Here is a 24,659-nt window from a genome sequence, read left to right on the forward strand (position 1 = left end):
GCTCGCACCCTCGGCAATGAAGTTACCTGGCCTCCTGCTTTGAACGTCCTCTTTGAATCTGATCATGCTCAAAAGGAGAAAGATTTTGCCCTTGATAACTGACGTAAATCCCCGTCCGTTTAATGTGAATACTTTCCATATCCAGAGGAAGGCTTTCGAGCTCCCGCAGGCTGCCCACCACTTCTTCAGGGCGCACCCCGCCTTGGGAACCCACCTCAACTTCTAAATCGAAAATAACTTCTTCTCCTTTAATTTCTCCGGTAAGAGACTTGACCAGGGGGCGGATATCCTTCTCCGTCGGACCCTTTTTGCTATAGCGCGAGTAGGTGACATGTTCGCGCTCCAGCCAGGAGTCAAGCGCTTCCTGCAAGCGTACCCGGGTAATCGGCAAGGCCATCGCCAGCCGTACCCGGTAGCTGGCGGAATTCAAAACGGCCATGAGGGCTTTGCTCCCATCAGCCAGAACCCTGCCCTCAAGGAGCCGGATTCCTTTGGGGAGTTGTTCCTGGAGCCTGCCCAAGACTTCCCCAATGTCCATTTCCTGCTGCAGTTCCACGTCAACATATTCTTTTTCTCCCTCAACCCCCACCGCTAGGGCGGAGCCAAAAGAAATCTTGGGGTGGGGGTTAAATCCCTCAGAATAGGCCATAGGAATTTCGGCACGCCGCATAGCGCGTTCGAATACCCGGGCCAGATCCAGATGAGCGATGTACCTGGATTCCTCCAATTTACTATAGGCAATTCTCACCCTCATTGCATTCACCCTTTCAAATCAACCTGAACTCCTCTGCCCGGGCAGATTCCACACCCGGTACAGTCCGTATGGCGGCAGTCCAATGTCCGTGTGCCCCGGAGGGCGCGGTGATGCTCCTCAATCAGGAAGCGCTTGCTCACCCCGCTGTCCAAGTGATCCCAGGGCAAAACATCATCATAATCCATGGCACGGTGTGCGTAAAAATGGGGATCTATGCCAAGTTCATGAAAAGCCTGAAGCCAAGTGTCATACCGGAATTGATCCGACCAGCCGTCAAAACGGCAGCCGTGCCGGAATGCCCACTCCAGCACCTCCGCCAGCCGCCTGTCCCCCTTGGCAAAAACTGCCTCAAGAAAGCTGGTTTGGACGTCATGGTAGTTATATTTAATGCGCCTGTCCTTAAGCTTACTGCGCAAATACTGCTGTTTTTCCTCCAGGGAACGCATGCCTTCCTGCGGTTCCCACTGGAACGGAGTATGGCTTTTTGGCACAAAAGAGCTGGTCGAGACGGTGACTTTGACATTGCGCCGGCCGTTCTTGGTGCCTAAGTCCGCTACCTTTTTGGCCAAATCCGCAATCCCGTCCAGGTCAGCCTGCACTTCCGTCGGCAGGCCGATCATAAAGTATAGCTTAATCGAGGACCAACCCGCCTTGAAGGCAGCCTCAGACGTCTCCAGCAGATTCTCTTCCGTAACTCCTTTGTTGATGACATCCCTCAGTCTCTGGGTACCCGCCTCCGGGGCAAAGGTCAGACCCGATTTGCGCACTTTCTGTACTTCCTCGGCCAGCTTCACATCGAAGGAATCAAGCCGCAGGGACGGCAGGGACACCCCAACCCCCTGCGGGCCATACTTAGCGACAATCTCCTGGATCACGGGCTGAACACAGCTGTAATCTCCGGTCGAAAGCGAAGTTAGGGACATTTCCTCATACCCGGTCGAGCGCACCAGCTCTTCCGCTTGCTGCATCAAGGTTTGCGGAGAACGTTCCCGCACCGGCCGGTAAATCATGCCTGCTTGGCAGAAACGGCAGCCCCTGGAGCAACCCCGCATGACTTCCAGCATAATGCGGTCATGCACAATTTCCATATAGGGCACAATCGGATTGCTTGGAAAAAAAGCTTGATCCAAATCGGTCACGATCGCTTTTTCCACGACCACAGGAGCACCCGGGGCAGGGACAATTTTTTCAATCCGGCCATCCGGCTTATAGGAAATGTCATACAATTCAGGCACATACACGCCTTGAACCTGGGCTACCCGCTGCAAGAACTCCCGCCGCTCACGCGGTTTTTCCTTCTGCTCTTTGATCAGTCCCAGGACCTGAGGAAGCTGTTCTTCGCTCTCCCCAATCAGGAAAAAATCAATAAACGGAGCCAAGGGTTCCGGGTTATAGACGCAGGGGCCGCCCGCGATAATCCAGGGATCCTGTGCCTGTCTGTCCGCGCTGCGCACAGGAATCCCGGCTAAGTCCAGCATATTTAAGATATTGCTGAAACTCATTTCGTATTGAAGGGTAAACCCAATGACATCAAATTTTTTCAGCGGCTCAAAAGATTCCAAGGCATAGAGCGGAATCCCGCGGTCCCGCATCTTTTCCTCCATGTCGACCCAAGGAGCAAAGGTACGCTCGCATAAAAACTCCGGAAAAGAGTTGACCAAATGATATAAAATGCGCGTCCCTAAGTGCGACATTCCCACTTCATACACATCCGGGAATGCAAACGCCATATGGACGGCTGTTTGTTGCCAATCCTTATGGATGGAATTCCATTCTGTCCCTAAATAGCGGTTAGGCTTGGACACCTGCGGCAAAAACCGCTCCATTTCACGGCGAATCTCCGCCGCGGTCATTATGCTCATTGAGAAGCCTGCCTCCTCGTGCTGATTATCATGAATTCATATTATAGCACAAGCAGGAGACTATTTCCAGTTCAGCTACAGTCTTCCGACGGGGTAATATATCCCCTCGCGCAGCATTCCTTCTAGGACTTGGCTTTCTGTCAAGGTCTTCTCCAATTCAAAGTCTTCATCCGCCAGGGAAATCAGGGTATAACGGTCCGGAGTAAGCTCCTCTACGATTCTGACCACGGGAGTATCCGCCCGGGCTGTGATCCATTTGCTCTTCATCATTCCTTTGGCAGCGAGTTCTTCTTTCTTGCGGCTGAGCTGCCTCAAAAAGGTGATTCTGGCTGTGGCAACTTCCTTCCCCCCTGCCAGCCAGAAAAAGATTCCCAGAATCATTAGGGTGAGCGGGCCTTCACTCCAAGCCCCTTTTACCGCTAAGACCAATCCGGCCAGAGCCAAAGCCACCCCAGTGAACTTTCCCGCCCAAGCGAGGACTTTTGTGACCCGTACGAAACCCAAGCTCTCGGCCAGCACAGCCCTTACTACACGCCCTCCATCCAGGGGCAGCACCGGCAAAAGGTTAAAAGCAGCCAAGTATAAGTTATACCTTACAAAATCCTCCGCCCATCCTCCTGCCAAAAGTCCCTGCCAGCGTGCGAATTGAACCGCAAAGAGCAAGACCAGATTAAAGAATGGCCCTGCCAAGGCCATGATGCTTTCCTCCCACTTTCTACCCTCAAACAGATCATCACAATACGCTGCCCCTCCATACGGAAATAATTCGAGCCCTATGACTTTAAACCCATAGGCCTTCCCCGTCAATAAATGAGCCGCTTCATGTCCCAGCACCAGGGCGAAGACCATAAGAGCCTGGACCATTAAGCCCAGAGCTCCAAACAGTGCCAACACCAGCAGCAGACTCGGATGGATGCGCAGCTCCATCCCGGCAATTTTTCCCACGTACAACAATGACCACCTGCCTGCGAATTTAGGTTATCCTATACCTCTTCAGTTCGCCGTCGGTAAGAGATAAGGCATAGGATTTACCGCTTTGCCGTTCTTGCGCAGTTCAAAATGCAGCCATGGTTTTTTCAGTGCGGCGGAAAGTCCCACGGTCCCTAGGTACTGCCCTTTCTCCACTTTTTGCCCTTGAGCCACCGCAATATCACCAAAGTTAGAGAGCACTGCCGTCCACCCGGCCCCCAGATCCAGTTTGACCAGCCTCCCTAACTGTGACTCTTCCCCCACCAGCACGACCACTCCGGTGTAAGGTGCAGCCACCGGTGTTCCCAGAGCGCTGCCGATATCAATCCCGTTGTGCATCTGCCCGTTAGAATCCTTGCTGCCAAACTCCGCCATCACAGCTCCGGATAAAGGAGGCTGGAATTTCCCCTGCATCTTGACATCCACCGGCATACTTTCAGGAGATATCCCTAGACCTACCGCCTCTTTGGCCATTCCATTCAAAGCGGTGTAATAATTCCCGGATTCCATCGCGCTCCGGTAAACTCCATGAACTGCTTTCGACACCGGATCATTGTTATGCGCACTAAAAAAGATCGTTAAAAACAGCAAAGCAGCCATCAGTGTTTGTTTTTGCCTTCCCGTCCAGTTGAACTTCTCCCAGCGGAAGCGGCTGTTCGAAACGCGCTGCCCTTCTTGCCAGTTGTTAACATATCCTCTCTCTTTGCCTACTTCCTGGGCAGCCCGTTCCCATTCCCAGTCATCCCAGCGTTCAAACGGGTTCAAACCCATTACCCCCTCTGTTGGACAAATCCTACTTACTCATGCTTACGCAGGATTATTAGATAATAGAACATAAAAAAACGGCCTCCCGTAAGAGACCGCCCGAAAGTACCGTTAAAGTTAAAACATCAGTCTTTCCCGCCTGATATTAATACTGAGAAGCAATCCAAGCGCAATCATATTCGCCCACATCGTGCTCCCTCCATAGCTGATAAGCGGCAGCGGGATTCCGGTTACCGGCATAATCCCTGAGGTCATGCCGACATTCACCAGGATATGAAACGTAAACATTGAGGCAATACCGGAGGCGACCAACATCCCATAAAGATCTCTGGATTTCATCGCAATACTGATGACACGCAAGATAAAGATACAGAAGAGGAAAAGAAGCGTGACCGTTCCAATAAATCCAAACTCCTCACCAAATACCGAGAAGATAAAATCAGTATGGTGCTCCGGCAGGAAGTTAAGCTGGCCCTGGGTTCCGCTGCGGTATCCCTTCCCCCATAAACCACCGGAACCGATGGCCCACAGGGACTGGATAATGTGATATCCTTCTCCGGACGTATCGGACATCGGATCCATGAAAATCACCAAACGCTTTAATTGATAATCTTGAAGAGGAAGCGGAAGACCCTGGGCAAATTTAAGCCATCCGGGTAAGTTCGTGGAAAAGTGAAGCCAGAGAGCAATTCCCAGCAACAGCGCTCCTCCCAGCAAGAGCCCCCCGAATTTCCAGGGATTTGCCCCCGCAATGAACATCATTCCAATAAAAATTGCCGCAAAGACTAAAGAAGTGCCAAGGTCCGGCTGTTTAAAGATTAACGCCATAGGCACAGCAACATACAGAAAAGGCGGAATAAAATCCCGGAAACGGTTTAGTTTCCCTTCCCGGCGGGCCAAAAAATCGGCAAACGTGATGATGATAAACACTTTGGCAAACTCGGACGGCTGAATGGCAAAACTCGACGTAATCGGAATCCAACGAGTCGCCCCTTTGGCTTCTGCACCGACTAAGATGACCGCCAACAGAAGACCCAAATTAAAAGCATAGATCCACCAGCTGAGACGCCGCCATTTTTGGTAATCAATGATTGCCATGAACAAAGCCAAAACCAGACCGCTCCCAATCCATACCCCCTGCAGGATTACGTAATGGTAAGGTTCGCTTTTAATCACATTGATCGAAGCCGTGCTTAGAATAAGCAGGCTTGCTCCCAGGAGCAAAAAAATAATAAATACCAGCAAGAAGTCGATATTGCGCAGTGTCCGTTTATCAAGCATGTCAATACCTCAGAATAAGTATTCAGTATTCAGAATTCAGGAGTCAGACTTCCATGCTGCTACGCAGCACCACTGATGAATGTAACAGGCAAGCTACCTTGCGGAGCGAACCGTAGAGCAGAGGAGCGTCGTGAGCGCAGTCGACGAAGCGTGAAGCCGCGCCACGGTTCACTCCAGGTATTACCCAAAGGTTTGGCGCGGTAGCGAGTCGACAAGCGAACAGCTCCGGCGCGTGGTGAGCGGGCAAGGTAGCTTGCCGGCATGTTACAGGGCAGGAGTCAGGAGCCAAGAGCCAGGAGGACGTTTTGAATCCCTAAAGAGGTTTTACCCTTAAGGACACCTAAATTTATTCTGAATACTGACTCCTGTGTACTGATTCCTGCTCTCAAGTATATCACACCATCGCCGTAACAGAAAAACCCGGGCTCATAAAAACCCGGGGTTTTCATCTTACAATTTCCTGCGTGCAGGCATTATTACAGTTGTGTCCTTACTATGAGCTCTTGCCCTTACCCCCTGGCCGCATAATCCCGTTTCATCTTAATAACCGGAATATTGGCGACAAGGGCAACTTCACGGTCATCTTGATTGAGATTGACTTCAAGGCTGCTCTCATCAATTTCCATATAATTAGAAATCACTTTGATCAAATCTTCTTTAAGCTGATTTAACATGTGGGGAGAGATACTGGCCCGGTCATGGACCAGAACCAGGCGCAACCGCTCTTTCGCCACATTCTTGCTGGAACTGTTCTCTCGGCCGAGCATCCGGTTGATGAATTCTAACAAAGAGCATTCCTCCTCTCAGCACCCATGGCTACCTAATTCCTATCAGCCTTTTCAGTCTATCCATCAAGCCATCAGGCACATCCAGGTTCATCAAGGGAACCTCTTCCCCCCGGATTCTGCGGGTAATTCTCCGGTACGCTTCTCCGGCTTTCGAAGAATGATCCATCACCGCGGGTTCGCCCCGGTTGGTCGAGATGACAATGCTCTCATCTTCCGGTACCACACCCAAAAGTTCAATGGCCAGGATATCCAGGATATCCGAAATATCCATCATGTCTCCGCGCTTGACCATCTGTGGTCTGATGCGGTTGATAATCAGCTTGGGATTGCGCAGTTCATTGGCTTCCAGAAGCCCAATAATGCGGTCAGCGTCTCTGACGGCGCTTACTTCCGGAGTGGTTACCACCACGGCCCGGTCCGCTCCGGCAATGGCGTTGCGAAAGCCTTGCTCAATTCCTGCGGGACAGTCAATGACCGCAAAATCAAATTCTTCCTTCAGTTCTGCAGACAGGGCCCGCATTTGCTCAGGGCTTACGGCTGTTTTGTCTTTGGTTTGGGCTGCCGGCAGGAGGTATAGATTCTCGAACCGTTTATCCTTAATTAACGCCTGCTTTAAGCGGCAGTTTCCGCTGGTCACATCGACGATATCATATACAATCCGGTTTTCGAGTCCCATGACTACATCCAGGTTACGCAGGCCGATATCCGTGTCTACAAGAATTACCTTATGCCCGGCCGAAGCCAGCCCTGTTCCTAAATTGGCAGACGTCGTCGTCTTGCCTACTCCCCCTTTACCGGATGTCACCACTATTACTTCTCCCATACCTAGACCTGCCTTTCAAACGTAATAGAAATTAAATTAAATCCCTTCTACGATTAGACGGTTGTCCTTTATGCGGGCAACTTCAGGTTCCCCTGATCCCCCTTCATCCTTGGGAGCCCGGGTCACCAGATCCGCTATTCTCAACTGAGTCGGAGCCAAATGAAGTGCGCTCACAATCGCCTTGCGCTCACCCATGGCCCCGGCATGTGCTACTCCGCGTAAGGCGCCCATCACCACGATGTTGCCCGTCGCAATCACTTCAGCCCCAGGATTAACATCTCCCATAATGATGACATGTCCATCGAATTGAATGCTTGTCCCTGAACGGAGCGTCCGATTGACAAAGAGTGCTTTCCCTTCCGACTGGCTCTCATCCACGCGCTGTTCATGTTCAGGAATAGCAGCACCTCTGTTTTCCTGGCTTTCCTGGCTTTTACCGGGAACATAAACTTCGCTCTCACTTAACCATCCACTTAATTCCAAAGCGTGTTTCTTCAAAAGGTCAGTCAATACTTGCTGCTCTTCCGGAGAGTAGGCTTGTCCCCCGGCATAACAGCGAACGTTGGCTCCACGCCAGAACTCAGCAGATTCTCCCAAGTGTTGGTCAAGTTCACCCAGCAGCGTCTTAAAATCCGCTGCTGGATCTAAGTATAGTACAAGTCCGTCACGGGTTCCTTTTAGGGCCACATGTTCTGTCCGCGTCAAAAGTCTAATCCTCCAGTGCTTGGCAAATTCCGAACGTCTTAATAGATTCTACAGACTAAGGGAATTTCCCTTTTTACTTATAAAAAAAACGAGGACCAATTTCCTCGTTTTTTAACCCCTATTCGTTGGCTTCCTACCGATTTTATCCACCATTCGTTGACTTCCAGCCAAAATACTGCATGAAAGCCGCTTTCGCGACAAGACCTGCCGTTGTCCCGCCATGACCTCCATATTCCACTACCCCGGCAAAAGCAATCTGGGGATTATCATAAGGGGCAAAAGCCACAAACAACCCGTTGTACAGGTTCCCAGCCACGGTATCCTTGGATCCGATCTGGGCGGTGCCTGTCTTGCCTCCCCCAGTAAATTCCGGGATTTGGATCGACATAAAATTGGCAGTGCCCTCCCCGCGCGTAACTTCACGCATTCCCGCCTTAACAATCTCCAAGTTTTCCGGAGAGACTGAAACTGTATTAAGAACCTGCGGCTTATTCTGATACACTACGGAACCGTTCACCGGGTCGATTATTTTATCCACTATATATGGGCGCATATGTTTGCCGCCATTGACTATAGTCGCCACATAATTTGCCAGCTGCAATGGGGTATAGGCATTGTAGCCCTGACCGATCGAGTTATTAAAGCTGTCATAAAGGTGCCAGTCCACGTTCTCTGAAAGCATCTGTTTATACCAGGTTTCAACTTCGGCCTTCTTGCGATCCCGTTCCTGCACAAGCTTCTTTTTGCTTTTATCATCGGCTGCCTGTGCTATGCGTACGCTATAGTCGCTTTCAATGGCCGCCAGCTTTTGCTCCCGCATTTTGTCATAGGTGGGTTTATAATAGGATTTTTTCCACTCCTCTGAGGGAGCAATCCCTTTAGCTTCCCCCGGAATATCCACCCCTGACACAACCCCCAGGCCGAACTCGTTGGAAATCTGGCGCATCAGCTCCGGCTGTGCGTCAAACACACGCCGTCCCATAACCTGAAAATAAATGTTGGAGGACTTGGCCAACGCCCGGGTCAGATTAACCCTTCCGAAATTCATGTTGCCCCATTCCGCGAAGCCGGATTTCTGGGCCTCCCTGCTCCCGAGCGAGCTCATATCATCGTACACATACTCATTGGGCGTGGTCACTTTTGACTGCAAGGCCGCCATCGCCGTGATCATCTTATAGGTAGAACCCGGAGGATAAACTCCGGAAAGAGCGCGGTTAAAAGAAGCGGCATCTTTGCTGGTGAAATACTTGTCCGCCATCTCATCGGAAATCGTCCCAATCAGGTCATTGGGGTCCATGTAGGGCCGCGATACCATGGCCAGGATCTTGCCGGTGTTAACATCGATCACCACCGCCGCGCCCTGCTGCACATCCGGGTGCTCCGGCTGCACTACGGTTTTAATGACATTATCCAGTGCATCCTGCATAACTTTTTGCAGGTCGGCATCAAGCGTCAGTTGCACGGTTTTGCCCACTTCCGCAGGCTTCAGTACTTTCTTGATAATGGGGCGGTTATTGTTGTCCACCTCCGCCACCTGTACTCCCTCGCGGCCTCGCAGCCAATAATCATAACTCTTTTCCACGCCCATCTTGCCCACTAAATCTCCCTGGCTATATTGAAATCCGTCCTTTTGGGCCAATGGATCTTTATTAAATTGGTCAATCTCTTCCTCGCTGATCTCCCGGACATATCCCAGAATTTGTCCGGCTATCGTCTTATCCGGATAGGAGCGTACGGGCAAAGCAACCACACTGACACCCGGGAGTTCTTCCTGGTGCTCCGCAATGGTAGCCCTCAGCTCGTTACTGACATCAGTCAGAATCGTCACCGGACGGTAACGCTCCCACTGATGGTTTTGAATCATTGCCAGGATATCTTCCGTAATGGAATTCGGGGATTGGTTTTGATTGGGCCATTCTCCTTTAATATATACGGCCAAACTTTTAATGACGTCTTTCCACTGTGAACCCTTAGCATTTTGGAGTTCGAGCCAATCCAGAGTCAAAGCCAGCCTCGGCACGCTGGTTGCCAGTAGTTTCCCCTTGCTGTCAATAATATCGCCGCGTGTCGCCGGCAGAGGCACGGTCTGAGTGTAATTGGTGCGGGCCATTTCGGAATAGTAGGATCCCTGGGCAATTTGCAGCCGCCACAGGTTAAAGGCAAGGATCAGAAACACTAAGACCACTACCGCTCCCATACCGCGAAAGCGTAAGACAAACGTTTTCCGCTCTTTCTCCTCCATAAACATCTTGCTCCTATTGTTCGTATTTCGGGCGATAACGCAGCCAACCGTACATAAAAGAACGGTGAATCCAGGGATAGGTGAGTGGAACTAAGACTGCATTATAAATTCCTATCCCTAATACCAGGCGGATAATATCCTGCCCGGACCAGGCCAGTCCTGCTGCCAGGGATAAAAATCCGATCAGCAGCTGACCTAAGGCTGAAGCCAGGAAAACCAGCAAAGTCATCAGCGGGAAGTTGTCCCGGTACCAGCGTTGGGACAGCCAGCTGCTGAACAAGGCCACCACAGCCAGAGTCAGGGTATACATTCCAATATATCTGCCCAGATAAAGGTCTTGCACAAGCCCCGCACCCAACCCCCAGATGACCCCGGTCAGGAGGCGATGATGCAATGCCAGGTAAATCACCAAAAGCATCATCAAATCCGGCTTAATTCCGGACCAGTCCCAAAAATAAAAGACCGTGCCGGGTAAGATCAAACTTAGCAGGAATAAAAAGGCAATCAATAAATATCGCATTATTTTCCTCCCGTGACAAGATAAACTTCTTCCAGGGAGTCAAAATTCACCAGCGGCTCAATGAACGCCGTTTTAAGGAGTCCCGTCGGGTCCAGCTGAATCTCCTTAATTTTTCCCACCGGAATATTTTTAGGGTAAACCCCGCCCAATCCGGAGGATAAAACCAAATCTCCCACATTCACATTATCATCGCGGCGCAGCATCATCTGCAAATTACCATCTGACGAAAGCCGGGAACCGCGTTTATACGTTCCCTGAACAATCCCAAAGGTAGCCTCCCCGGCACTCCCCCGTACCATCGCACTCACCTGGCCCTCCCCATCGAGAATGAGGAGAACATCGGCCGTTGTCGGGGTAACCGAGACGACCTTGCCCACCAACCCGAGGTTGGCCACAACCGGATCATTGATCTTAACTCCATCCGTACTCCCGCGGTTAACGGTCAAAGTCTGGTACCAAGAAGTCGGGCTGCGGTTAATTATAGTTGCCCCGACTTTATTAAATTTATCCAGATCAGGACTGCGGAACACTCCTTCATCTAAAGCCTGGAATCTAAGTCCGGCCAACACCTCTTGCTTAAGCTTAAGATTATCCCCTGTCAGCTGCTCTACCTTTTCGCGTAAAGCTTGGTTTTCCTGCTCTACTGCATGAAAACTCCAAAGAGCTCGGGTATTGTTTTTAATGGCGCTCCCCAAACTGAGCAGGGTCTTTTCCACCGGGCTTAAGGCGCGCTGCAAGGCCCCGCCTATAGGATTGGGGAAGCGACTGTCCAAACCAGTTAAGCGAATGCTGATGAGGACACCTAATAAGAGAAAGAAAACGAGTACCGCGATTCCCGTCGCATTCACTCTTTTCCCCACTGAAACTTCCTCCCCGTGTTACTGTTACCCTCGGCTAGCTTTTTTGCAGAGCGGCTACTTTTCTGAGGATCTCTGAGTCTTCCAGGACACGGCCGGTTCCCAGGGCTACGCACGAGAGCGGATCTTCCGCCAGGTGCACCGGCATGCCTGTCTCATCCGCCAAAAGCCGATCCAGGTTGCGCAGGAGTGACCCGCCTCCGGCCAGAACAATCCCCCGGTCCATAATATCCGCAGCCAGCTCGGGCGGGGTCTTCTCCAGACAGGATTTTACCGCCTCCACAATCGCCATGACAGGCTCCTGCAGCGCTTCTTCGATTTCGACCGCCGTGATTTCTACGGTCTTGGGCAGACCGGTGAGCAAGTCCCGTCCGCGTACAGAGTAGCTGATTCCATCCTGGGCTTGGTAGGCGGCTCCGATCTCCATTTTAATATCTTCAGCCGTACGGTAACCCACCATCAGGTTGTAGCGGCGTTTGATATGCGCCACGATTGAATCGTCCATCTCATCCCCGGCAACCCGTATGGAGCGGCTGGTCACAATTCCGCCCAGGGAGATTACCGCCACTTCTGTGGTTCCCCCTCCGATATCCACAATCATGTTTCCCGTGGGCTCACTGACCGGAAGCCCCGCTCCGATCGCGGCAGCCATCGGCTCTTCCATTATAATTGGGTCTTTCGCTCCGGCAGCCAGGGCCGCTTCCTTGACTGCCCGCTCTTCCACCGGAGTTACGCCGGAAGGCACACAGATTACAACCCGCGGCCGCACAAACGGAGATTCGGAACCTTGAGCCCTGGAAATAAAGTATTTCAGCATTTTCTGGGTGACGTTAAAGTCTGAAATTACCCCGTCTTTAAGCGGCCGAATCGCAACAATATTGCTGGGAGTCCGACCGATCATTTCTTTTGCTTTATCCCCCACGGCCAGGGGCGTCTTCTTTTCAACATCAATGGCTACTACCGACGGCTCCCGCACAACGATTCCTTTCCCCTTCATATATACCAGCGTGTTCGCCGTTCCTAGATCTATTCCCAAATCGCGTGTAAATAACATAAGTACTGTGGGCTCCTTTCTAATTTAGGGTGATTCTTAAGAGTAAGTAGTCAGTACACAGGAGTCAGGAGTCAGGAGATAAGTCCGCGATGTCATGAATCTCCGGTGGCGGTGACATCTAGTGACAATGTCGTTGCCGAGGACACTTCCACGGTGAATATTTACCGTTCGAGGAAGATTTATTCTATCCCAAGAGATGACTTCCCGTCCGAGGTTGATTCTAATTAATTCTGACTCCTGAATTCTGACTCCTGCTATAATATTCCTCGTTCTTTCAGGCTAATATACCGGTTATCCCCGATAACCACATGATCCAATACTTCTATGCCAAGGATCTTTCCTCCATCCGCCAGCCGCTTGGTCACCTCAATGTCTTCCCGGCTGGGTGTGGGGTCGCCGCTCGGGTGATTATGCACCAAAATAATCGCGTTGGAATTGCGGCGAATCGCTTCCTTAAAACACTCGCGCGGGTGTACCAGAGAGGAATTCAGCGAACCTACGGAAATCGGGGAGATCCCCAGGACGTGGTTCTTGGTATTCAGAGTCACAACCCGGAAGTGTTCACGGTCCAGGTGCCGCATCTCCTCCATGACTAAGTGGGCAATATCCTGGGGAGAGTTGACTACCGGCCGGCTCGCAGGATCAGCGCTGGCCAAACGCTTTCCAAGCTCCAAGGCTGCTTTCAGTCCGGCAGCCTTGGCCTGTCCCAAGCCGTGCAGCTGGCTTAACTCGTGCACACTCAGCCGCGCCAGTCCCGCAAGCCCTCCGGAATCAGCCAGCAGGCGCTCGGCCAAATCCAGAACGTTTTCCCCTTTGACCCCTGTCCTAAGCAGAATAGCCAGCATTTCCCGGTTTGAGAGAGCTTCCGGTCCCAGCTTATATAACCGTTCACGCGGCAACAGCTCTTCCGGCAAATCTTTTAGCCTGTAATTCATATATCACCTCGCGCAGGATTTAAACTCCATGCTCAATTCCCCACGCCTTAAGCATCTCTGTCAGCAGCTCCATCGGAAGCCCAATCACATTACTCAGAGAGCCTTGATAAGATGCCACGAATTTACGGGCCTCTCCCTGGATTCCGTAAGCCCCCGCTTTATCCAGCGGCTCCCCGCTGTCAACATAGGCTTTGATTTCCGCCGGCAGCAGCCGCCGAAAGCGGACCTTAGTCTCAGCCGCTTCCGAAGCTATCTCCCAAGCCGCAGAGGATGCGATCGCAGCGGTTCCCGCTGCATCAGTGGTTGCGGTGGCTGCTCCCCGGACCAGGGCCAGCCCTGTCAGCACCAAATGTTCCTTGGCACTTAAAGATTCAAGCATCTTCTCGGCGTCTTCCCTACTCTCGGGTTTGCCTAAGGCTTGTCCGTCGAGCACCACCATTGTGTCAGCCCCAATCACCACATCACCTTTTTTCCCGCCGGCTTCCTGCCAAAGTTGTAAGCCCGCCAACGCTTTCCGTTCGGCTAACATTCTTACTCCGGCATAAGGGTCTGACTTCGGAGGAAGAGTTTCGTCCACATCAACTTTAATAATTTCAGGCTTATATCCCCACTCGCTCATTAACATTGCTCTCCGGGGGGAAGATGAAGCCAGAACGAGCATGCGGTTACCACTTCCTTGACAGGTAATATCCTCCCAATGCTCCTAAAAGGGTAGCCGCCGTAATATTCAAGCGCAAACCAAAGGAAAAAGAGAGGAAGAAAAAATCCAGGTAAGTATGCGAAGGGATATCAATCACTGCCGGCCGCAAAAACGGTGCAAAAATCCCGTATTTATCCAGGCCAAATCCAAAAAGCGTGCCCAGAGCAGCGCCCGTCAGAATCAGGAGAACCATCCTGCCCGCTCCCGATGAATTACGCCCAACAGCCATCTTCCAATCCCCTCGCCCATAGAAATGAAGCCAGGGCCGTAAGCACCTGGCTGAACAATTTCAGTTTAACATCTTTAGACTTGAATCGCAAGTTAATGCGAATTTCCGTGTAAAAGCTCGGCTCCGGCGATACCCGGTTCCGTCATTTCATAAGGATTCAAGATAACATCCAGTTCTCATGGTTTGAATCCCATAATAGACATCATCCGGAACCTCACACATTCCCAGCAAGTCTTTTTCTAAACGCATATTAATGCCCCTTCTCCTTCTGCCTGATTATTTGCCCAAACCAATCGCTAAATAAAGGGAGTCGAGCAATGCCTGGGCACTCGCCCGCAGAATATTGGAAGAAACTCCGATGGTACCCCAGTCCGAATGTCCGAGCCGGGTTTGCACAATCACTCTGACCACTGCCTCAGTTCCACTGGAGCCGTCCAAAACCCGTACTTTATAATCGATCAGCTCACTTTCCTCAATCACCGGGAAGAAGGTGCGCAAGGCCTGGCGCAAGGCTTCATCCAAGGCATGAACCGGCCCGTTGCCCTCCGCCGCGATATGCACGGTTTCCGAACCTACCTGTACCTTAACTACAGCTACAGAATCTAACTCTCCGCGCAACGGATCACTCCAGACGTGATACTCGAGCAGGTGGAAAGGAGGCTCAAATTTATCCAGCACCCGCATCAACAAGAGATCCAGGCTGCCGTCAGCGGTTTCAAACTGGAATCCTTGGTTCTCGAGTTCCTTAATCTGAGTCATAGCCACTTCAACCCGTGCATCCTCTTTCCGAATCTCAGGCTCAAAGCGGCGCATTCTTTCCCAGATGTTGGCCTTACCCGCTTGGTCAGAGACTAAGATGCGGCGTTCATTTCCCACCTGACTGGGTTCAATATGCTCAAAGGTTCGCCTGTTTTTCAATATGGCATCCACATGCATTCCCGCTTTATGGGCAAAGGCACTCCGTCCCACAAACGGCTGTTTCTCATCAAAAGGATAGTTGGCCAGATCCGCAACATAACGTGAAAGATGCGTAATCTGCGGGAGTGCGGATTCATCGATCACTTCATACCCTTTCTTTAATTGTAGCAAGGGGATGAGCACGCTTAAATTAGCATTGCCGCACCGTTCGCCGAATCCGTTCCAACACCCCTGCACTTGGGTAACCCCCGCTTCCACGGCGGCCACACTGTTGGCCACCGCCAGGCCGCCGTCATTATGGACATGGATGCCCAGGCTGGGTACGGCTAAAGCTTTGGCGGCATTGACTGCCTCTTTAATTTCCTCAGGCAGAGTCCCGCCGTTCGTGTCACAGAGAATGATGACAGAAGCTCCTCCTTCTATCGCCGCCTCCACACATTGCAGGGCAAAAGCCCGGTTTTCCTTGAACCCGTCAAAATAATGTTCAGCATCGAAAAACACCTCGCGGCCGGCCGCTTTTAAGTAGGCCACCGATTCCCGGATAATTCTCAAGTTGTCTTCCAGCGAGCCACGAAGCACGTCCCGCACATGCAAATCCCAGGACTTGCCGAAAATCGTAATCGTAGATGCCCCGGAAGCTAAAAGCTTCGCCAGAATATCGCTCTCTTCCGGTGCCTCCATCACCCGGCACGTACTTCCGAAAGCCGCGATTTTTGTACGGGGAAAAGTCATTTTGCTGACTTCTTGGAAAAATTCCTCGTCCCGGGGATTGGCACCCGGCCATCCGGCTTCTATATATGGAATGCCGACTTCCGCCATTTTCTGAACATAAAGCAACTTATCCTTAACTGAAAAATGCACACCCTCACCCTGGGCTCCATCTCTTAAAGTCGTGTCATAGACGACAACTTTTGTCTCAGCCATTCCCTTCCCCTCTTTCGTGCTGCTTTTTTCTAACACTGAACTAACCCGCCCTAAGTCCCCCGCCCCTATAGGCCGAAAGCATCTTGCAGATGTTTTCGCCGAGCCGCAAACTCACAAATTTCTCATTCGGCGAGGATGCGGGTGCCAAAGGGCGGTTAAGTCCAGTATGGACTCGACTAACATTCAGTGGGGGTTGAATCCCCCTCTGAATGAAGTCTCGTTCAACCTCCCGGGTTGAAAAACGTATTTTTAAAGCCCCTGGCCGTTCTAGTGAACTTCCACGGGCTCAATTAAGCTTATTCTAATACAGCTTATTGTTATATACAACAGTTTTTGTTCAATAATGATCCTGGAATATTATAACTAAAAACGCTGGGCTCCGATGTTGAAGGTCAAAACCTCAAGGTTTACGGCCAAATCCACATTTCTTAACTCGATTTCCGCCGGAACGTTCAAAACGACCGGGGCAAAGTTCAAAATGGCCTGTACCCCTGCTTTGACCATCATGTCCGCAATATCTTGGGCCGCTGCGGAGGGAACGGTAATAATGCCGATCTGCGTCCGGTTTTGTTTCACGACTTCAACCAGATTCTCTAACGGCAATACCTCTACTCCGTTAATTTTGGTTCCGACCTTTTCCGGATCATTATCGAAAATACTCGTGATAATGAAACCCCGTTCACGAAACCCTTTATAGGTGCTCAGCGCCAGCCCCAAGTTGCCCAACCCAACCAGAGTAACGCTCCAGTCCACACTCAAGCCTAAAATCTTCAAGATATGCCTGCGAAGATCTTTGACATTATAGCCGACACCTCTGGTGCCGAACTCTCCAAAATAAGCAAGATCTTTCCGAACCTGAGCAGGACTGACGCCTACTCCCTCCGCTATTTCACCGGAAGAGATCGTTACTATTCCTTTACGGTCAACTTCAGTAAGGTAGCGCGAATATACAGAGAGGCGGATGATCGTTGCCTCAGGTATTTTCAGCGTCTTCAACAAGATCCCCCATTTCTCACGGATAATAGTCAACTTTTTTATATGTTCATTATATCACTATCTAAAGAAAACGCAATTTCTTTTACCGTTTTATGGAGATAAATTTTGGAGCGAACGGCCTCAGAGACTCAGAAGAGAAAATTTAATCTTTTTTGAACGATCTCCATTATTTTGCACGCGTACTCATACCGTTCAGCAACTTTTCATATTGCACAAATACGGCCAACAAGCTTTGGATGTTGGCATTCGCGTTTGGGGCAGCCTGAATCTCCGAGATACTGTCCTGCAACCCTTGCCATTCTTTTATAGTATAACCGGAAATGCCCTTTTCTATAGCCGCAATATATTTTTCCCGGGTGCCGGGCTCATAACCCTGGCGCAGCAAGGCATTTACTCCGGTGAGAACAGCAGCCGTTTCCTGGGCTCCACTGCCGCTGATCCGAAACGAACGTTCCGGTACCACCACCTGCTTGACCACGGTGTCAATACCGGCTTGTTTTAATTCGAGGCGCAATTCCTGAAGCTCCTCGGGCTTGCGCGCAAAACCAATATCGACACTCCAAGGGCTTGCTGCCACAATCTCAGCTTTCCATCCTTGCTGAACTAAAGCCTGGACCTGGCGGCGGGCATTTTCCTCTTCCTGAAACACCCCTGTCTGAGAAGTCCAGAAGGTGATCCCGGGCAGCGACAAAACCCCATTTTCGCTCTGGGCTTGCGTTTGAGCAGGTACAGGCGTAGTCCGGGCAACCAGTTTCACATAGAGCACTCCCATTTCCCATACAGCCAGGCCAAGCATGATCAAGAGTGCTCCGCTGAAAAACCAGACGGCTAAGTGCTGCGAACGTCTCACATCCCATTCCCCCTTTAGGACAACCCTACTAAAAATATGTACTAAGGAGGGGATTTAGAACATTAGAGGCATTATCATTCTAAAGATATCTGGCAAGCTGCCTTGCCCGCTCACCACGCGCCGGAGCTGTTCGCTTGTCGACTCTGCTACCGCGCCAAACCTCTGGGTAATACCTGAAGTGAACCGTGGCGCGGCTTCACGCTTCGTCGACTGCGCTCACGACGCTCCTCTGCTCGACGGTTCGCTCTGCAAGGCAGCTTGCTTGAGAGTTTTAAAGAATAATAAAGCCTGGATTTTACCCAGGCTAAAAGACTTTTGAAATCAGAAAATAGAAGAGGGCTGCCATGGCTCCGGTACTTGGGATCGTGACCAGCCAGGCCATGAGCATTTGCTGGGCTACGCCCCAGCGGACGGCTGAAACCCTTTTAGCAGAGCCCACGCCCATGATCGAGCCGGAGACAACGTGAGTGGTTGATACCGGGAGATGCAAGCCCGGGAAGACAGTAGCCGTCCAGATGACGATCGATGAGCTTAAATCAGCGGCAAAACCGTTGATCGGTTCCAGCTTAAAGATTTTACCGCCCATGGTCCGGATGATTTTCCAGCCCCCGGCAGCGGTCCCCGCAGCCATAGCCAGGGCACACGCTATTTTTACCCACAGGGGGGGCGCCAGCACTGTCGGAGCCTGAACCCCGGCTGCGATCAGGGCCATCGTAATGATCCCCATCGATTTCTGGGCATCATTGGAACCGTGGTTAAAAGCTAGCAAGGCGGCCGACAGCATTTGCAGCTTGCGGAAACCGCGGTTCACCCTGGAGGGTGAGACTTTTTGCACCGCCAGCTGCAAACCTTTCATAATCACAAAACCCAGAAGGATCCCGGTAATCGGAGAGAAGATTAAAGCAGAAATTATCTTAATCAGTCCCTGCCAGTGCAGGACTGCGAAGCCCGCTTTGGCCGAAGCCGCTCCTGCCAGGCCGCCGATAATTGCATGGGAAGAGCTGCTGGGAATCCCGAAATACCAAGTAATTAAATTCCAGGCAATGGCTCCGAACAACCCCGCTACCACCACTTCCTGGGTCGCAATCGTCGGGGAGACGATATCTTTGGCAATGGTTTGGGCCACCCCCGTGCTGTATAAGGCGCCAACCAAATTCATCGCAGCAGCCAGGAAAACTGCCCGTCTCGGGGTCAGCGCCCGGGTGGAAACACTGGTTGCAATGGCATTGGCCGTATCATGAAACCCGTTAATATAATCAAATGACAGCGCACTGACAACGACGATTGCCAGAATAACCAGCCCATTGTCAATCATATTTTAGCACCACACCTTTAAGAAGATCGGCCACAGATTCACAATGGTCTAAAATCGTCTCAATATGTTCCAGAATATCCTTCCATTTAATAATTTCAATCGGATCTTTTTCATACTCAAAGAGCCGGGCCATCTCCTGACGATAAAGCTTGTCCCCGGCGCTCTCCAAATGATAAATTTCTTCCGTAGCAGCAAGAATCTCTGCCTTCTTGGCATGAATGCTGTTCAAGGCACTGAAAGCAAGCTTAATCTGCTCTCCGGCGGCAGCAGCTAAATGAACCAGTTCTTGAGTAGCCGGAGACGGTTTGCCGGTGCGGTAGAGCATCATCCGCTCCACTGCTCCTTGCGTAAAATCGACCACATCATCCAGGCTTTGGGCCAAAGTATAAATGTCTTCCCGATCCAAGGGAGTAATAAAGGTTGAATTCAAACGGTCAATAATCTGAGTGGTAATGGCGTCTGCCTCGTGCTCAAGGCGATGGACTTCTTCAACTTCCTGGGCTGAAACAGAACTGAGCTCCATCAGAGCTTCCACCCTTTTTAGAGTAGCACACACGACTTCGGTACTTTGACGAAACAGCTGATAAAACTTGTCTTCTTTTCCCGACAATCCTAACATAAAAAAACCCTCCACCCGTATGGTAAATACTCTTTTCCAAAGGTATTTTATCAAAAGCGGAAGGCAGGATGTGAAATTTTTTGTTAAGTTTGTGTTAAATTTTTAACCGAAATTTAATCTCTTGGCATTGAATATTTCAATTCGTTCTCATCCGATTCCTTATAAGCTATTGCGTTTGAATTCTCCCAGCACTGAACTAACCCGCCCTAAGTCGCCCGCCTCTATAGGTCGGCGGGCGCCAAAGGGCGGTTAAGTCCAGTATGGACTCGACTAACATTCAGCGGGGGTTGAATCCCCCTCTGAATGAAGTCTCGTTCAATAAGGCGGCGCGCGCATCAGCCAGCATATAGAGTGAACCGGTGACACACAGCATATCCTCGGCACCCAGTCTGGCCAGGCCTGCAAGCGCGGCTTCTCTGGGATCTTCGATGCACTCTACCGGACGTCCGTGTTTGCGCGCAATCTCGGCTAAAGCCTCCCAATCCCCTGCCCGCGGAGAGTCAGGCTTGGTGATGATGACTTCATCGGCCAAAGGCACCAGCATATCTACCACCTTTTCCCGTTCCTTATCCGCCAGCATCCCCAGGCAGAGCACCAAGCGGGACCGTTTATAGCGGGGGAGAGCTTCCGCTAAAACCGACGCTCCATCCACATTATGGGCCCCGTCCAAGAGCACCTTCGGCCTAAGCGAGATTAATTCCAGCCGGCCCGGCCACTGAACCTTGCGCAGGGCTTCATAAATTGCCTTTCTGGGAATAGCCGCCCCGTATTCGGACTGTAAGATTTCACAGACGGTAACTGCTGTGGCCGCGTTTTCAAGCTGATGGCGGCCGGCAAGACTAAGTCTGAGTTTCGGATAAGATCCATGAATTCCTATGAGGTCAAACTCCTGCTCCAGCTCTCCGCTCCAGCGGCCCTCGAAGCGTACATCTTCCCCCACTTGCCAGAGATGAACTCCCGCCTCCCGGGCCCGGGCACGCAGTACTTCCAAGACCTCGGGGCGGTCGGATGCAGTCACGGCCACCGAATTGGGCTTAATAATCCCGGCCTTGACCTGTGCGATCTCAGCCAGAGTAGAACCAAGATAGTCCATATGGTCCAGCCCGACATTGGTAATCACGGAGACCAGGGGCAAAACGACATTGGTGGAATCAATCTCCCCGCCTAACCCTACCTCGATCACCGCAAAATGCACCCTTTCTTCAGCAAAGTAAAGCAAGGCCATCGCAGTGCTCACTTCAAATTCCGTCGGGTGCTCGATTCCGCCGGCTACCAACTCTTCCAAATGAGGCCGCAGCCGGCCAACCAAAGAGGTCAATCTTTCCTTAGCAATCATCTGGCCGTTAATCACGATGCGTTCACGGTAATCATGAAGATGCGGGGAGGTGAAGACTCCCACTTTATAGCCCGATGCTCTTAAAATCTCGGCAATCATGGCCGTGGTTGACCCCTTGCCATTCGTACCACCCACGTGAATGACCCTGAGATTTTGCTCCGGATTCCCCAAACGCTTTAACAATCCTTTGATTCGGTTCAAACCAAAATTCATTCCGAATTTCGTAAGGCTGACTAAATATTCAAGGGCCTCTTCGTATTCTTCCCCAATCTGTTTCTCCCGCTCGTCCATGACTCCAATCCTTCCTGCTGTTCATATAGTGACTCTTTGTAGGTTAAGTATTCAAGGAGTCAGTAGTCAGTATTCAGAATACCTGAGCTTTCTCTGCAGCATTACCTTCGGAAATATCAGAAGGTATGCTTCCTCTGCAAGATCGTACCGGGATTCTCGTCACCGGAACTTACGTCCCCATCCCCTGACTCCTGTCTCCTGTCTCCTGTCTCCTGTCTTCTGTCTTCTGACTACTGACTACTTATTTTCTGAGCTCAGCCAGCCGCGTTTCTAAGGAATCTTTGCGCTGGGTGACATTTTCCAGCTTGGCGCGCTCCTTTTCCACGACTTCGGCCGGGGCTTTTCCTACAAAACCGGGATTATTTAACTTGCCGGCCAGACGTTCTTGTTCTTTGAGCGTTTGCGCGATCTCTTTTTCCAGGCGGGCAATCTCTTTCTCCAAGTCCAGAAGCCCTTTTAAGGGGACAAAGATTTCCACGCCCGGCAGCACCGCACTGGCTGCTTGGGCGGGTTTCTGTTCCAAAGCACCCACAATCTCTATTTTTGAGCCCCCGGCCAATTGCTTGATCATATCCTCTCCGGCTCTCACCGTCTCCTGTTCCGCTTTAGTTACCACGATAATCTCTGCTTTTTTCCCGGGAGCTACGTTCATCTCCGCACGGATATTGCGCACCGCCTTAATAATTTCCATGTGCAAGGCCATTTCTTTTTCCGCCACCGCATCCCAGTAACCATTAACCTGCGGCCAGGACTGAAGCATGATGCTTTCCCCGTCATGCGGGAGGTGCTGCCATATCTCTTCCGTTAAAAACGGCATAAACGGATGCAGCAGACGCATCGTCCCTTCCAGAACTTCGAGCAGGACGGACTGGGAGGTGTGTCTGGCCAGGGTGTTTTCCCGGTCATAGAGCCGGATTTTGCTCACTTCAATATACCAGTCGCAGAATTCGCTCCAGATAAATTCGTAGAGCAAACGGGCCGCTTCCCCGAGGTCATAGCGTTCCAAAGCCTTGCTCACATCCTCAGCCGTCGCCTGGTAACGCGAAAGAATCCAGCGGTCTGCCAGGGTGAGTTCCCCGCGCGGCCCCTCGGCGTAATCCGCCAGGTTCATCAGCACGAAGCGGGAGGCATTCCAGATCTTATTGGCGAAATTCCGGGTAGCTTCCAGGCGCTCCGGGTGAAAACGCAAATCATTGCCCGGGGTATTTCCGGTAACGAGCATGAAGCGGAGGGTATCTGCCCCATATTTTTGGATGACTTCAATGGGATCCACCCCATTGCCCAAGGACTTGCTCATCTTGCGTCCCTGAGCATCTAACACCAGTCCATGGATCATCACTTGCTTAAACGGAACTTCATGCTGAAATTCCAGGGCGGTGAAAATCATGCGCGCCACCCAGAAGAAGATAATATCGCGCCCCGTCACCAACACCGTGGTCGGATAGAAGTGCTTCAGTTCCGGAGTCCGCTCCGGCCAGCCCAAGGTTGAGAAAGGCCACAAAGCCGATGAAAACCAGGTATCAAGCACATCCGGGTCCTGCTCCAGCTTGCTTGAGCCACAGGTGGGACAGGTCAAGGGGTCTTCCTTGGCGCAGATTTCCGCCCCGCACTGCTCACAGTACCACACCGGAATCCGGTGCCCCCACCAAAGCTGGCGGGAAATGCACCAGTCCCGGATATTCTCCAGCCATCCCAGATAAATCCTGGCAAAGCGCTCCGGCACAAATTCCAGGCTTCCGTCCCTTACCACTTCCATGGCCGGCTTAGCCAAGGGCTCCATCTTCACAAACCATTGTTTGCTCACCATCGGCTCAATGACCGTGGAGCAGCGGTAGCACTCCCCAACGGCGTGCTCGTGCTTTTCCACCTTGACTAAGGCCCCTTCCGCTTCCAGGTCGGCCAAAATCCGTTTGCGGGCTTCATAGCGGTCAAGCCCTTGGTATTTGCCCGCATTTTCATTCATGCGGGCTTCTTTATCCAGCACTTTGACTTCCGGCAATTTATGCCTGAGCCCGATTTCAAAGTCGTTGGGGTCGTGAGCCGGGGTGATTTTCACCGCTCCCGTGCCAAACTCCCGATCCACATACACATCGGCAATCACCGGAATTTCCCGGTGAACCAGCGGCAGAATGACGGTTTTCCCGATCAAATGCCGGTAGCGCTCGTCCTCAGGATGTACCGCCACGGCGGTATCCCCCAGCATGGTCTCCGGCCGGGTGGTGGCAACCACCAAAGCCTCATCACTGTCTTTCACCGGATAGCGAAGGTGGGAAAGCTGCCCTTCCCGGTCCACGTGCTCGACTTCAATATCTGAAATCGTGGTATGGCAGCGCGGACACCAGTTGACAATATAGTTCCCCCGGTAAATCAGTCCTTTATTATAAAGATCGACAAATACCTCCCGCACCGCCTTAGAGCAGCCCTCATCCATCGTAAAGCGCTCCCTGGACCAGTCGCAGGAAGCCCCCAGGCGCCTTAGCTGCTGGGTGATTCTTCCGCCGTACTGTTCTTTCCAGGCCCAGACCCGCTCTAAGAACTTATCACGACCCAGTTCATGCCGGCTCAGTCCTTCCTTGGCCAGCTGTTCTTCCACTTTCGCTTGGGTCGCAATCCCGGCATGATCCGTTCCCGGAAGCCAGAGTGTATTATACCCCTGCATCCTTCGGAAACGTGTCAGAATATCTTGAATCGTGCTGTCCATCGCATGGCCTAAATGGAGAGAACCGGTCACATTCGGAGGAGGCATGACAATGCTGAAAGATTTCTTATCCTCCTCAACTTCGGCCTTGAAAAAGCCGTTTTCCTCCCAGAAGCGGTACCATTTTCCCTCGACGAAACCCGGATCATACACGGATGATAATTCTAATGAATTCTTAGCCGAATGGCTGGCATCTGACATAGTTTGAAACCCCTCTCCCTGATAATA

At 51.5% G+C, this 24,659-nt stretch carries 22 protein-coding genes; all 22 read right to left on the minus strand.

All coding sequences use genetic code 11. The features are described from left to right. Positions 1-22: 22 nt before the first annotated feature. Entirely contained in the window at positions 23-763 is a 741-nt protein-coding gene (locus J0X21_RS04445; RefSeq protein WP_206810987.1) for a TIGR03936 family radical SAM-associated protein, read from the minus strand. Then, positions 760-2,616, minus strand: coding sequence for a TIGR03960 family B12-binding radical SAM protein (locus J0X21_RS04450; protein WP_206810988.1), 1,857 nt, complete (start codon positions 2,614-2,616; stop codon positions 760-762). Before J0X21_RS04450 ends, J0X21_RS04445 begins: the two co-directional genes overlap by 4 nt. A 75-nt stretch (positions 2,617-2,691) precedes the next feature. Beyond that, entirely contained in the window at positions 2,692-3,567 is an 876-nt protein-coding gene (locus J0X21_RS04455; protein ID WP_206810989.1) for a M50 family metallopeptidase, read from the minus strand. Positions 3,568-3,609: 42 nt separating this feature from the next. Next, on the minus strand, positions 3,610-4,350 hold the full coding sequence (locus tag J0X21_RS04460; RefSeq protein ID WP_206810990.1) for a murein hydrolase activator EnvC family protein: 741 nt from the start codon (positions 4,348-4,350) through the stop codon (positions 3,610-3,612). Positions 4,351-4,467: 117 nt separating this feature from the next. Continuing rightward, a complete protein-coding gene (rodA, locus tag J0X21_RS04465; RefSeq protein WP_206810991.1) occupies positions 4,468-5,631 on the minus strand; it encodes a rod shape-determining protein RodA in 1,164 nt (387 codons plus the stop codon). A gap of 509 nt (positions 5,632-6,140) precedes the next feature. After that, the gene (gene minE, locus J0X21_RS04470; protein WP_206810992.1) at positions 6,141-6,419 is read right to left on the minus strand and encodes a cell division topological specificity factor MinE; all 279 of its coding nucleotides are present in this window, start codon (positions 6,417-6,419) and stop codon (positions 6,141-6,143) included. Positions 6,420-6,447: 28 nt separating this feature from the next. After that, complete coding sequence (gene minD, locus J0X21_RS04475) at positions 6,448-7,242, minus strand: septum site-determining protein MinD (protein ID WP_206810993.1); 795 nt, start codon at positions 7,240-7,242, stop codon at positions 6,448-6,450. A gap of 36 nt (positions 7,243-7,278) precedes the next feature. Further along, the gene (minC, locus tag J0X21_RS04480; protein WP_206810994.1) at positions 7,279-7,947 is read right to left on the minus strand and encodes a septum site-determining protein MinC; all 669 of its coding nucleotides are present in this window, start codon (positions 7,945-7,947) and stop codon (positions 7,279-7,281) included. A gap of 142 nt (positions 7,948-8,089) precedes the next feature. After that, positions 8,090-10,189 (minus strand): penicillin-binding protein 2, encoded by a 2,100-nt coding sequence (mrdA, locus tag J0X21_RS04485; RefSeq protein ID WP_206810995.1) that lies wholly within the window; start codon positions 10,187-10,189, stop codon positions 8,090-8,092. Between the two features lie 13 nt (positions 10,190-10,202). Then, complete coding sequence (gene mreD, locus J0X21_RS04490) at positions 10,203-10,709, minus strand: rod shape-determining protein MreD (RefSeq protein ID WP_206810996.1); 507 nt, start codon at positions 10,707-10,709, stop codon at positions 10,203-10,205. Next, positions 10,709-11,569, minus strand: coding sequence for a rod shape-determining protein MreC (mreC, locus tag J0X21_RS04495; protein WP_206810997.1), 861 nt, complete (start codon positions 11,567-11,569; stop codon positions 10,709-10,711). Before mreC ends, mreD begins: the two co-directional genes overlap by 1 nt. Before the next feature lie 34 nt (positions 11,570-11,603). Further along, positions 11,604-12,620 carry a rod shape-determining protein gene (locus tag J0X21_RS04500; protein ID WP_206810998.1) on the minus strand — a complete coding sequence of 339 codons (1,017 nt, stop codon included), beginning with the start codon at positions 12,618-12,620 and terminating at the stop codon, positions 11,604-11,606. A 254-nt stretch (positions 12,621-12,874) separates the two neighbouring features. Then, entirely contained in the window at positions 12,875-13,555 is a 681-nt protein-coding gene (gene radC, locus J0X21_RS04505) for a RadC family protein (RefSeq protein ID WP_206810999.1), read from the minus strand. 19 nt (positions 13,556-13,574) lie between these two features. Next, entirely contained in the window at positions 13,575-14,174 is a 600-nt protein-coding gene (locus J0X21_RS04510) for a Maf family protein (protein ID WP_236006072.1), read from the minus strand. Positions 14,175-14,220: 46 nt separating this feature from the next. Beyond that, on the minus strand, positions 14,221-14,484 hold the full coding sequence (locus J0X21_RS04515) for a DUF4321 domain-containing protein (RefSeq protein WP_206811001.1): 264 nt from the start codon (positions 14,482-14,484) through the stop codon (positions 14,221-14,223). Between the two features lie 276 nt (positions 14,485-14,760). Next, positions 14,761-16,326, minus strand: coding sequence for a citramalate synthase (gene cimA / locus J0X21_RS04520; protein ID WP_206811002.1), 1,566 nt, complete (start codon positions 16,324-16,326; stop codon positions 14,761-14,763). A 363-nt stretch (positions 16,327-16,689) separates the two neighbouring features. Further along, positions 16,690-17,322, minus strand: a complete 633-nt coding sequence (locus J0X21_RS04525) for a redox-sensing transcriptional repressor Rex (protein ID WP_206811003.1) — start codon at positions 17,320-17,322, stop codon at positions 16,690-16,692. A 166-nt stretch (positions 17,323-17,488) separates the two neighbouring features. After that, entirely contained in the window at positions 17,489-18,172 is a 684-nt protein-coding gene (locus tag J0X21_RS04530) for a hypothetical protein (protein ID WP_206811004.1), read from the minus strand. Between the two features lie 304 nt (positions 18,173-18,476). Then, a complete protein-coding gene (locus tag J0X21_RS04535) occupies positions 18,477-19,487 on the minus strand; it encodes an inorganic phosphate transporter (RefSeq protein ID WP_206811005.1) in 1,011 nt (336 codons plus the stop codon). Next, entirely contained in the window at positions 19,480-20,106 is a 627-nt protein-coding gene (locus tag J0X21_RS04540; protein WP_206811006.1) for a DUF47 domain-containing protein, read from the minus strand. Before J0X21_RS04540 ends, J0X21_RS04535 begins: the two co-directional genes overlap by 8 nt. Positions 20,107-20,383: 277 nt before the next feature. Beyond that, positions 20,384-21,733, minus strand: a complete 1,350-nt coding sequence (locus J0X21_RS04545) for a bifunctional folylpolyglutamate synthase/dihydrofolate synthase (protein ID WP_206811007.1) — start codon at positions 21,731-21,733, stop codon at positions 20,384-20,386. A gap of 241 nt (positions 21,734-21,974) precedes the next feature. Further along, on the minus strand, positions 21,975-24,632 hold the full coding sequence (locus J0X21_RS04550) for a valine--tRNA ligase (RefSeq protein WP_206811008.1): 2,658 nt from the start codon (positions 24,630-24,632) through the stop codon (positions 21,975-21,977). Between the last annotated feature and the right edge of the window lie 27 nt (positions 24,633-24,659).

The organism is Paradesulfitobacterium ferrireducens, assembly GCF_017310645.1.
GTDB classification, from domain to species: Bacteria; Bacillota; Desulfitobacteriia; order Desulfitobacteriales; family Desulfitobacteriaceae; genus Paradesulfitobacterium; species Paradesulfitobacterium ferrireducens.